Origin of the sequence: Treponema primitia ZAS-1 (assembly GCF_000297095.1) — a bacterium.
GTDB classification, from domain to species: domain Bacteria; phylum Spirochaetota; class Spirochaetia; order Treponematales; family Breznakiellaceae; genus Termitinema; species Termitinema primitia_A.
The window spans coordinates 1-10,874 of record NZ_AEEA01000011.1; the positions used below are offsets into that span (position 1 = coordinate 1).

At 50.7% G+C, this 10,874-nt stretch carries 10 protein-coding genes; 6 read left to right on the forward strand and 4 right to left on the reverse strand.

What is annotated here, in order from left to right; all coding sequences use genetic code 11:
• The first annotated feature begins 94 nt into the window (after positions 1-94).
• Positions 95-775 (forward strand): DUF2271 domain-containing protein, encoded by a 681-nt coding sequence (locus TPRIMZ1_RS18170; RefSeq protein ID WP_157784158.1) that lies wholly within the window; start codon positions 95-97, stop codon positions 773-775.
• Between the two features lie 464 nt (positions 776-1,239).
• Here TPRIMZ1_RS18170 and TPRIMZ1_RS0100945 read toward each other — a convergent pair whose 3' ends face one another.
• The 3 genes from TPRIMZ1_RS0100945 to TPRIMZ1_RS0100955 all read right to left on the reverse strand — a co-directional run bounded on the left by TPRIMZ1_RS0100945 (position 1,240) and on the right by TPRIMZ1_RS0100955 (position 4,601).
• Positions 1,240-1,956, reverse strand: a complete 717-nt coding sequence (locus TPRIMZ1_RS0100945; protein WP_010253395.1) for a FadR/GntR family transcriptional regulator — start codon at positions 1,954-1,956, stop codon at positions 1,240-1,242.
• Positions 1,957-2,069: 113 nt separating this feature from the next.
• Positions 2,070-3,398: an APC family permease gene (locus TPRIMZ1_RS0100950; RefSeq protein ID WP_010253397.1), complete on the reverse strand. Its 1,329-nt coding sequence runs from the start codon at positions 3,396-3,398 to the stop codon at positions 2,070-2,072.
• Positions 3,399-3,407: 9 nt separating this feature from the next.
• Positions 3,408-4,601, reverse strand: a complete 1,194-nt coding sequence (locus TPRIMZ1_RS0100955) for a mandelate racemase/muconate lactonizing enzyme family protein (RefSeq protein WP_010253399.1) — start codon at positions 4,599-4,601, stop codon at positions 3,408-3,410.
• 161 nt (positions 4,602-4,762) lie between these two features.
• Here TPRIMZ1_RS0100955 and TPRIMZ1_RS0100960 point away from each other — a divergent pair, with 161 nt between their 5' ends.
• The 5 genes from TPRIMZ1_RS0100960 to TPRIMZ1_RS0100980 all read left to right on the forward strand — a co-directional run bounded on the left by TPRIMZ1_RS0100960 (position 4,763) and on the right by TPRIMZ1_RS0100980 (position 9,299).
• Positions 4,763-6,064 (forward strand): phenylacetate--CoA ligase family protein, encoded by a 1,302-nt coding sequence (locus TPRIMZ1_RS0100960; RefSeq protein ID WP_026043436.1) that lies wholly within the window; start codon positions 4,763-4,765, stop codon positions 6,062-6,064.
• Positions 6,065-6,075: 11 nt separating this feature from the next.
• Complete coding sequence (locus tag TPRIMZ1_RS0100965) at positions 6,076-6,492, forward strand: ACT domain-containing protein (RefSeq protein WP_010253404.1); 417 nt, start codon at positions 6,076-6,078, stop codon at positions 6,490-6,492.
• Between the two features lie 58 nt (positions 6,493-6,550).
• Entirely contained in the window at positions 6,551-8,041 is a 1,491-nt protein-coding gene (locus TPRIMZ1_RS0100970) for a glycogen synthase (protein WP_010253406.1), read from the forward strand.
• Between the two features lie 516 nt (positions 8,042-8,557).
• Positions 8,558-8,854 carry a nucleotidyltransferase family protein gene (locus tag TPRIMZ1_RS0100975; RefSeq protein ID WP_038077492.1) on the forward strand — a complete coding sequence of 99 codons (297 nt, stop codon included), beginning with the start codon at positions 8,558-8,560 and terminating at the stop codon, positions 8,852-8,854.
• Complete coding sequence (locus TPRIMZ1_RS0100980) at positions 8,847-9,299, forward strand: hypothetical protein (protein ID WP_010253413.1); 453 nt, start codon at positions 8,847-8,849, stop codon at positions 9,297-9,299. Before TPRIMZ1_RS0100975 ends, TPRIMZ1_RS0100980 begins: the two co-directional genes overlap by 8 nt.
• A 189-nt stretch (positions 9,300-9,488) precedes the next feature.
• Here TPRIMZ1_RS0100980 and TPRIMZ1_RS0100985 read toward each other — a convergent pair whose 3' ends face one another.
• A complete protein-coding gene (locus TPRIMZ1_RS0100985; RefSeq protein ID WP_157784159.1) occupies positions 9,489-10,397 on the reverse strand; it encodes a hypothetical protein in 909 nt (302 codons plus the stop codon).
• Positions 10,398-10,874 lie beyond the last annotated feature (477 nt).

Consider the following 10,874-nt stretch of genomic DNA (forward strand, 5'->3'; position numbering starts at 1 on the left):
CCAAATTATGCTTAACTAAGTTCTAAGCGGCTTGTTGTATAAAAAACCATTCTATAGTAGAATGGTTTTAGTGTTTGTGAATACGGAGAAAAAATTGAAAAAAAATAAGTGTTTTTTATTATTCTGGGTTTTAATATTGTTTGTTACTGTAGTTGGAATTGCACAAAATAGTAATAACAGAATCGAAATATATATAGAACCGGGTAAACATTGGATGGAAAGAATGTGGATCTTATTTATCCCAATAAATAACCCTCCGCAAGCAGCCGCATGGATAGAAGATACTAATGGAAATTATATTTCTACAATAACTGTAACAAATAGAAGTGCGAAAAATACTTGGAGAAGCGCTCCAAAAGCAGGAAGACCTGAGGCGCTTCCGGTATGGAATTATAAACAAAATAATTCTACAAAAAATAATGAAATTGATGCGGTAAGTGCTGCAACATCCGAAGAAGAAATGACGGCGCAAATTGAAAATGAATTATTAATCAATGGTAATGACTATAATGTTTATTTAGAAGTAAACCATAGTTACGATTATAATGATTATTGGCCTAAACGAAATAAAAACGGAAGACAGGGTACCGGTGTTAATGGCCAACCGTCAGTTATTTATAATGCAAAATTTACGGCAGGAACATCTAATGAAATAGATTTATTTCCCATTGGATATGGTTCTGTAGATGGGACAAATGGAAGTATAACGGCAGGAATTGAAAATTTAACAACGGCATTAGAAATAATTAAAAAAGTATATATTACTGTAAATTAAAAAAACAAAGCCCCCGGTGAAGCCATGCGCTGACTGGGTTTGCGAAAGCACACAAATGGTACAGGGGGCCTGTCAGGAAGGAAAAGTATGGGGCCTCCCAGAGGGTCCCTCCATACTTTTCCTTCCTGACACCCCACTCCGTACTACGTGTAAGTGTGCTTTCGTGCCTCCTAGGCGCATGGCTTCACCGGGCCGGTTCGCAGAACCGGTGTGGCAGGGTGGGTAGATAGATCTGCTTAGTCTTGCCACCTAATGCTATTAGGGACGCCGCTAAGCTACAACCACACTTCATCAAGCGAAACAAAGGCCCCCTATGGACCCCCCAAACGGCTCGGGAACGCACTCACACTACGTTATCGGGGGTGGCGGTGGGAAAGATATGGGGAGGACCCCGAAGGGGAGGGTCCCCATATCTTTCCCAGCTGGCAGGCCCCCATACATAGTTTTAGTGCGTTCCCGGTAACCTAATCGGGGTCCACAGGGGGTTCCTCACGGAAGTAGAGCATCTCCACATAACAGGCACGGCAGGTTTTTAGGTCCTTTTCTCTGATGGCCCGGTATAGGCGCCAATGGACATCATCCCCCTCTTTTTGAACTATGGCTTTTTTGAAAAATTTTTCGTTCAGGATCGTGGTATGCTGGCGGAACATCTTTCGAGTTACCTCGTAGACCAGGACAAAAACGTTGTTTCCGGTGGCACGGGAAATTTCCAGATGGAATTCGTAGTCCAACTTACCGTGGAGTTCCATATCATTTGCCAGGGCAGCCTGATCCATGCGGCGGAGGAGTTCTTCCATACGGCTGAAGTTTTCTTCGGTTCCCCGGCTGATCGCCAGCTTGACGGCGGCCATTTCCAGGAATAGGCGAAATTCGGTGATCTGGGTAATATCGCTGTCGGTGAGAAAAAAATCGGAAAGCTGTTCGAGGTAACGGTTGGGGTTAAAATCTAGGACAAAGCTCCCCTGGCCGTTTTTTATTTCAATAAGTCCCAGGGCTGCAAGCTTTTGGAGGGCGCTCTTGACGGAGGCAACACTGACCCCGAACTGCTCGCCCAGCTGGGCCGCCGAAGGAAGTCTGCTCCCACCCGGAAAGGCGCCGTTTATTATTTCCTGCCGCAGGGAGCTGAAAACGCGGCCGGATACACTTTGTCTGTCTATCTTTTCAAAACCCATATCAGACATAGTTTATCAAACTTCCGTACTAAAAACAACAAAGTTTAATAAAAAACGGAACGTCGTCCGCAAAAATTTAACCACAGGAGGACACAGAGTTATCCCTATGTCCCCTGTGGATCCTACTGCAATTCGTAGCTTTTCTGCATTTTAACTTTTCCGGTCTTTTCCCGCAAAATGGCGTAGACCAGGAAGATAACTGCGAGACCAATGGTGGCGGCCACATTGGTCTTTGCCATGTTGTTAAAGGAAAGGACGATACAGACAAAGGTTACCAAAAGGCTGAAGCTCATAAGACCGTAAAACACCGGCTTCGACAGGCGTTTAAAGTAGCGGTTTTCCCAAGCCTCGGGGAGCCGTACCGGAAGGGTAATAACCGCGATAATCGCCACCACATCGGCGATCCGCCCGATGAGCACCGTATTGGTGGTGATCATCTGTATGGAGAAACCGCAGATAATGGGCAGGATGGCGATGAGGTAAATGATGGTCAGGATCAGGAAGGGAGAACCAAAACGGTTGGTCCGGGCGAGCCCCCGGGGAAACCACCCGTCGTCGGTCATCTGGTGGAAGGGCCGGGCAAAAACCGTAAAGGATGAATTGAGGGTGGTGGCAATGGCCATGAGGGGGCCGCCTACCACAAAGGCGTAGTACAAGGGCAGGGGCATGATCCGCTGGGCCACCGCAGTAAGGGGTTTCCCCGCCACTTCGTCTATGGGCAGTACCCCCGCCGCGACCAGGGCAATAACGGAATACAGGATCAGGATAATCCCTGCGGTGATCAGCATCGCGTAGGGGACATCCCGTTTGGGGTTCTTCGCTTCTTTACTGTAGGCTACCACAAAGGAATAGCCGTAACAGGAATAGACCAGTAATACTACTGCGGCAAAGAAACCCTTGGATCCGTCGGAAAAGTAACCGGGACTTGCCAAATTAAATATGCGGCTGTCCACCTTCCCTACCCCGGTAAAAATAAAGAGCAGAAGCCCGCAGATAAGGGTGGCGGAAAGGACATTCTGTATTTTGGACATAAAGTTTACGCCCAAAAGGTTGAAAACAAAAAACACCGAAATGGTGATCACCGCCACAAGCCGTACATCCGCCCCGGGGAAAAGGGCGTTAAAGTACTGCCCAAAACCCAGGCCTATCATGCCGGTGGCAAAGACATTCATGGTAAAGGCCATACCGAAAAGGCCGCCCCAGGTTTCACCTAACAGGGTTGCCACAAAGGTATAGGACCCGCCCTTGATCCGTATCATGCTGCTCAGGATCAGGTAGGGTAAAATGATAAAAAACCCCATGATCACCGCAGTGCCGTAGGACAGCCACACCGCCGACCCGGTAACTTTGGTAGCAGCTCCGATAAGGGTAACCACCCCCGCTCCGATAACCTGTCCCGCAGCCAGGGCGACCAATGAAATCAGCCCAAGGCCTTTCTTTTCTTCCGCCATAGTATACTCCTATTTGACCGTCTCGATATGCGCCGTCTTAAGGGCGCCTTCGGAAATTTCCTGTCCATGCCCGGGTAATTCCGGAATGGCGTAATAGCCCTGTTCCGGCTGGTAATCGTATTTGCACTCCGCAATGGTGGAAGGCAGGGTGTTGCAGATATGGTGTTCGTGGATGATGAAGTTGGGGATTGCCGCCTCCAGGTGGAGCGCAATAGCAACGCTGATGGGGCTTGAACAGACATGGGTCTGAACACTGACATCGTAGATGTGGGCAAGGTCGCAGATCTTCTTCGCCTCCGTAATGCCCCCGCAGTTGCCGATATCCGGCTGGATGACCTGGAGACAGTGGTTTTCCAGGAAGGGCAGGAAGCCCCAGCGGGTATAGGTCCGCTCCCCCGTGGCCAGGGGAATATCCACCGCCTCGGCTATCTTCTTCATCACCCCCGGGTTCAGGGCCGGCGTCCCTTCCTCGTAGAACATAATGTCGTAGCCCTGGGCGATTTTTCCTATCTGGATGGCCGTACTGGCGTCGGTCATGGCGTGGTTTTCCATAATGATATCCACATCGGGTCCCACCGCATCCCGGGTGGCCCGGATCCGGTCCTCCACCAGGCGGAGCATCTTCTTTGAGATATAACCGGTAGACGCGGTATAGGGGAGGATATCCCCCTTTTCGTCAAAACGCATAAAGTTGGTCTTAATCGCGTCATACCCGTCTTCCACCGCCTTACGGGCGGATTCGGCATAGTAGGCGCTCTCACCGCTTACCCCCTTAAAAGGAATAAACTTGTCCACCTTCCAGCCGAACTGGAGCTGACTCGCATAACAGCGAAGCTTTTCCCGCTGCTTGCCCCCTAACAGCTTATAGAGCGGGACGCCGGCTATCTTCCCTTTCAGGTCCCAGATAGCTATATCGATGGCGCTGATGGCTGCCATGACGATGGCCCCGTTTCCCTGGGCCCAGAAGGATTGACGGAACAGTTTTTCCCATATCACCTCGTGGTACCAGGGGTCCATCCCAAGAATCATGGGGGCAATGTCCTTAATATGGGCAAACGCCGCGGGCGAGCCGGAACCAATGGCTACCCCCGCTTCCCCAATGCCGTAAAGCCCCTGATCCGTATTAACCCGGCATAAAACCGGCCGGGACAAACACCCCGGGTCCTTCTCCAGGGCAATCACGTCAATACTGGTTATTTTCATACAAACCTCGCTCCGCAATGATAATTGCCATAAGCTAACAGCTAGCCTATAGCATTAAGGATATGCTCGAATTATACGGTTGTCAAGAAAAATGTTCGGAAAAAAAAGGGATTGAAAATTCGGGAAAAGGCTGTATTATAGATAAGAATAAGGAAGGTATCATGATTTTTAACCCCGAACATGAATGCATGGACCAGACGGCGCGGAAAAAACTCCAGTTGGCCAACCTGAAAAACCTGGTGGAAAAGCTCTACACCACGGTTCCTTTTTATCGGAAAAAGATGGATGCCCTGGGCATAAGCAGCCGGGATATTCACACCCTGGGGGACATCGAAAAGCTGCCCTTTACCACGAAGGACGACCTCCGGGAAAACTATCCCCGGGGGCTTTTGGCCAGCCCCCCGGACCGGATTGTGGAGGTCCATATGAGTTCCGGTACCACCGGAAAGCCCGTGGTGGATGAGTATACCCAGAAGGACATTGATATTTGGCGGGAAGCCATGGCCAGGACCCTGGCGGGTGGGGGCTGTACCAAGGATGATATTGTCCAGAACTGTTACGGCTACGGTCTCTTTACCGGCGGGCCCGGGGCTCACTACGGCGCCATGACCATTGGCGCGGAGGTCCTCCCCATGTCGTCGGGAAACACCGCCCGGCAGCTCATGGTGATGCAGGACTTCGGCACAACCATGCTTACCTGCACACCCTCCTACGCCCTGTATATGGCCGAGGAAGCGGCGGACGCAGGGGTAGATCTGAAAAAGCTGCCCCTTAGCAAGGGCTGTTTCGGGGCCGAGCCCTGGAGCGAGAATATGCGGAAGGAAATTGAAAGCCGCTACGGGATGAAGGCCTACGATATCTACGGCCTTACGGAAATTATCGGTCCCGGGGTGGCCTTTGAGTGTGAGGCCCAGGACGGGCTTCACATCAACGAGGACCTGTTCTACCCGGAGATCATCGATCCCGAAACGGGTAAACACGTTAAGCGGGGCGAAAAGGGGGAACTGGTCTTTACCACCCTCACCAAGGAGGGGACTCCCCTACTCCGCTACCGGACCCGGGATATCACCTACTTCATGGACGAACCCTGCTCCTGCGGCAGGACCACCGTGCGGATGCACCGCCTCTTCGGCCGCACCGATGATATGCTGATCATCCGGGGGGTCAACGTCTTCCCCAGCCAGATCGAGCACGCCCTTTTCGGTATTGAGGGTACGGAACCCCAGTATCTTATCGTGGTTAATCGGGGGGAATCCCACCTGGACGAGGTGGAGCTTCTGGTTGAGGTTAAGCAGGAGTTCTTCAGCGATGAGACCAGGGGTCTGGAAACGCTGCGGAATAAAATACAGGATGTGATGAAGTCCAAGCTTCAGATTGGACTGAAGGTAAAGCTGGTGGAGCCTAAAACCATAGAACGGTCCATAGGCAAGGCTAAGCGGGTCATCGATAATCGTAAACTATAGGGAGTATCATTATGCAGATTAAACAAATATCGGTATTTCTGGAAAACAGCTCCGGCCGTCTGGGGGAAGTAACGAAAGTCCTGGCGGAGGCTGCCATCAACATCCGGGCCATTTCCATTGCGGACACCGCGGATTTCGGCATACTCAGGCTCATCGTGGATAAGAACGACGATGCCATCACGGCCCTGACTAAGGCGGGCTTTACCACCCGTTTAAGCGATGTGGTGGCCGTAGAGGTTGTGGACAGCCCCGGCAGTCTCGCCAAGGTGATGGAACTCTTTCAAAACTCCAAGGTGAACATTGAATATCTCTACGCATCCCTGGAAGGGAAAACCGGAAAGGCGGTGATTATTTTTAAATTGGAAAATTTGGAACAGGGTTTGAAAATTGTTACGGATAACGGCCTTTCTGTGGTTGAAAAATTTTGATTTTTCCCCCTAGAATGGTTACGAATGAAGATCTAAAAAATATCATAGAGGGGAAGATATGAAAATTTTGATGACCGCCAGTGAAGCTGTTCCCTATGCTAAGACCGGCGGCCTTGCCGATGCGGTATCCGCCTTGTCCCTTGCCCTGGCAAAACTGGGACATGAAGTGCGTATTGTCATCCCCCGCTACTACGGGATAAACCGTGGTGAGCTTACCCAGGTTGAGGGGGCCATGGGGGTTCATGTGGGGGGCGGTGAGGAATGGTGCGCCGTCTACACCACGGCCCTGCCCGGTTCGCCGAAGAAGAACCCCGTCCAGGTGTTTTTTATCGATCACGAAAAATTCTTTGGCCGGGATGGTATCTACGGAACGCCATCGGAACCGGATTTTTTGGACAATCCCCGGCGCTTCACCTTCTTTTGCCGCGCCGCTTTCCAGCTTTGCCGGAAAACGTCCTGGTACCCCGATGTACTCCACGCCCATGACTGGCCCACTGCCCTGGTTCCGGTTTTCCTGAAATTCGGGGAACGGCATGGGGCGTTTGCAAATACCGTATCGATTCTCACCATCCACAACCTGGGTTACCAGGGGATCTACAGCAAGGATAACTTCTGGTATACAAACCTGGGCTGGAACGATTTCTACGCCGCGGGGTTTGAGGACTGGAACATGATGAACCTCCTCAAGGCGGGACTCTATTCGGCGGATAAGCTGAACACGGTTTCCCCCAACTACGCCGAAGAAACCAAGACCCACGTCCAGGGTTTCCGCTTGGACGGGGTTCTCCGCCACCGTTCCGCAGATTATATGGGCATCCTCAACGGCATCGATTCCGCCCTCTGGAACCCCAAGACCGACGACCTGCTGCCCCAGAAATACAGTGTCCAGGATATGAGCGGGAAGGCCAAGGCGAAGGAAGCGCTCCAGCGTGAATTCAGCCTGAGCGGGAAAAGCGATGTACCCATAATCGGCATGGTCACCCGCCTTACCGGACAGAAAGGGGTGGGCGCCCTCTTCGGCCCCGCCTACGGTTCCGCCTGGTCCATCTGCCGGGACATGAACCTTCAGTTTGTCCTCATCGGTACCGGGGAATCCTGGTGCGAAAATGAACTCCGCAGCCTTTCCGGCCGGCTGTCCAACTTTAAAGCCCAGATCGGCTATAGCGAAAACCTGAGCCACCTTATAGAAGCGGGGGCGGACTTCTTCCTCATGCCGAGCCAATACGAACCCTGCGGCCTGAACCAGATGTACTCCCTGGCCTACGGCACCCTCCCCATAGTGCGGAATACCGGCGGTCTTGTGGACACGGTAAGCAACTATAACGAGGAAAAAGGGACGGGCACGGGCTTTATGTTTAACGACCTGACCCCGTCGGCGATCTACAACACCGTGGGCTGGGCTGTATGGGCCTATTATAACCGTCCGAAACACATCGACGCCATGCGTATCCGGGGCATGAAACAGGATTTCTCCTGGGAAAAATCCGCAAAGGTATACATCGCCATGTACGAAAGCGCCTTAACCCCCGCCCCCTATGGACCCCTTTAGCATAGTTTCGAGAACGCACAAATACGAAGTATGGGGGCCTGGTGGCTGCAACAAATATCAGGAACCCCCAAAGGGTCCCCCTGATATTTTTTGCACCACCACCCCCGATAACTGGTCCTGTTGTGCGTTCTCAACATCCTGGGGTCCATAGGGGGCGGGGCCTTTATCGCATAATGATGCATACCCCCGTTTGGCGCTTAGTTAGACACTTCATTTGGCGAACCGCCTAGGAGAGAGGCTTTTGCCGCATAACGATGTATACCGCGTGGAGCTTAGTTAAACATAATTTGGCGAACCGGCCGGTGAAGCCATGCGCCACCGAGGCACGAAAGCACACTTACAAATAGTACGGAGTGGGGTGTCGGGAAGGAAACGTATGGAGGGACCCTCTGGGAGGCCCCATACGTTTCCTTCCTGACAGGCCCCCCCTACCAATTGTGTGCTTTCGGAAACCCAGTATGCGCATGGCTTCACCGGGTTATTGACAATGGTCTTTTTATACTATATTTTGTAAACATGGAGTTAGATAAAATACCATCAAAATATCGTGAAGATATCGAAATGGCAATAACATTACTCAAAAATGAAGGCTGCGAATCTGTTTTTTTATTTGGTTCCTTAGTAACAGGAAAAATTCATGCGTATTCAGATATAGATATTGGCATAACCGGATTACCAGCTAATAAATTTTTTAGAGTATATTCAATATTAGACAGAAAATTATCTAATAAAGTTGATCTCGTTGATTTTGATGACAATATAAAATTTTATACCCTTTTAAATTCTTTAGGGGAAATTGTAAAACTTGGATAAAAGTATTTCTGAAAAAATAGCATATGAAATTTCTCAAATAGATGAAACTGTTAGTGATGCAGAACCATTGATTAAATTATGTAAAGCCAAAAAGCCTGATCTTATTGAATGTTCTGCCGTTGCATTATTATTACATTCGTTTTATAACGGTATAGAAAATATATTATTGACGATAATGAAATACAAGGAAAATGGTTCATTAAACGGTAGTAAATGGCATACCGAATTACTTGATAATGCTTTTGAAGCAATGAATAATAGATCGGCTATATTTAGAAATGAGATAAAAGAAACTTTACAGGACTATTTATCATTTAGGCATTTCGTCCGGCATACCTATGGATTTAGAATAAAATGGGAAAAGATGGAAGATAAATTGAATAACCTTAAAGAAATATGGAAAATTGTTAAAGAAGATTTAAATAGTTTTATTAAAAATAATTGAAAAGCCCCCGCTTGGAGCATAGTTAAGCATAATTTGGCGAACCGGCCGGTGAAGCCATGCGCCCACCGAGGCACGAAAGCACACTTACAAATAGTACGGAGTGGGGTGTCGGGAAGGAAACGTATGGAGGGACCCTCTGGGAGGCCCCATACGTTTCCTTCCTGACAGGCCCCCAGTATGCGCATGGCTTCACCGGGACCGTATCTGCCACACGAAGCTGCTGCTTAGCCAGGCGAGGCGGGCTGTCCTGGAGATGGCGTTGTATGACCCTCCTTCCCGATGGGCGGGAATCCAATTGAGGGTATCGGCGATCTGGGTCTGAGTTTTTGGGTCCCCTAACCAGGCTATGATTTTATCCAGTTTTGCCCTTTTCTTTTCATTGCCAAAGGGGATGGCCCAGAGTATATCCGCCTGAAGGCCGAATTCGTGCCAGTCCTCCCGTTCGGGGAAACGGTTTGCTTCAAGGTTGCTGGTTTCCTGCAGGGGTTCCTGGCGGATACGGCTGAGGGGCGCGTAGAGCCAGGCCGGGGAGGAACGGTACAAGAGGGGCATGGCATCCATCCAGCCATAGGTCTCGGCGCCGGGCTGAAAACGGCGGTCCCGGAACAGGGTTTCCACGGCCTCTTCCCAGGGGGCTTCTTCCAAGGGGAAGATTCCGGGCTGCTGCTGCAAAAGCTGCGCTGTCCAGGCCCACACCACATTCCTATCCCGGCCGGGGACGATAAGGACCCCTTCCCCGCCTATGGGGGAATCTACCCGGGAACGGGAAACGGTGGGATCCTTAAAATCCCGGAACATCATCCAGGGGTCCAGTGCAAGGACCAATGCGCCCGAATACTCGCCGGCGGAGGCCAGACCGGGATATATGACAATGGGGGCCGGTTCAGCCCCCGGGGGACCCTTGGTGGTGATGATATAACCATACCGGTTTTTGGGAGGAATTCCGTCTTCGGGAAGCGCCGCCATGCTTAAACGCCGGGGCGGGGCGGATGTATCGAGGATCTTCCCCCACTGCGTCCGGTACGATTCGTCTACCAGCCATACGGGCCGGGGCCTGGTTACAAAAAAAACCACCGTACCAATAATCACCAACGCCAACAGCGCCGCTGTACTATATAACCGGTTTTTTCCGGTAAACCACTGCATCCGGAGGCGGTTTTTTGCTCCGCCCGCAGGCTTTATTCTTTTTCTGCTAATAGCTCAATCCCCCTAATGCTGCTTTTAGTATACTGTATTTTTGTGAATTCGTAAATAGTTCCGAGTCATTGAAGAGCTTAGGCGGAAGCTGCGGGAGGCTGGGATAGAGTAGTTGTGCCCTACCAAGGTCTGAACCTAAAAATAGCGTTGTGAAAAAAAAGGAGGAAGGGCTTGTGGTCCTCCCCTTCCTCTGGCAAATTAACCGCAAACGGCTTGCTAATACGTATCTTTACCGGCTTCCCGCAGCTTGCGATTGAGCTCCGTTATCACCCGGGTGTTTTCTTCAATCACCCGGGCGTTTTCTTCAATCACCCGGTCTCTTTCCTCAATTACTCGGGCGTTTTCCTCTATCACCCGCTCCTTTTCCTCAAGCATCAA

Coding starts and splice junctions, on each gene's coding strand:
- TPRIMZ1_RS0100945 (WP_010253395.1), bottom strand. CDS start 1,956: ATGTCTGATATGGGTTTTGAAAAGATAGACAGACAAAGTGTATCCGGC.
- TPRIMZ1_RS0100950 (WP_010253397.1), bottom strand. CDS start 3,398: ATGGCGGAAGAAAAGAAAGGCCTTGGGCTGATTTCATTGGTCGCCCTG.
- TPRIMZ1_RS0100955 (WP_010253399.1), bottom strand. CDS start 4,601: ATGAAAATAACCAGTATTGACGTGATTGCCCTGGAGAAGGACCCGGGG.
- TPRIMZ1_RS0100960 (WP_026043436.1), top strand. CDS start 4,763: ATGATTTTTAACCCCGAACATGAATGCATGGACCAGACGGCGCGGAAA.
- TPRIMZ1_RS0100965 (WP_010253404.1), top strand. CDS start 6,076: ATGCAGATTAAACAAATATCGGTATTTCTGGAAAACAGCTCCGGCCGT.
- TPRIMZ1_RS0100970 (WP_010253406.1), top strand. CDS start 6,551: ATGAAAATTTTGATGACCGCCAGTGAAGCTGTTCCCTATGCTAAGACC.
- TPRIMZ1_RS0100975 (WP_038077492.1), top strand. CDS start 8,558: ATGGAGTTAGATAAAATACCATCAAAATATCGTGAAGATATCGAAATG.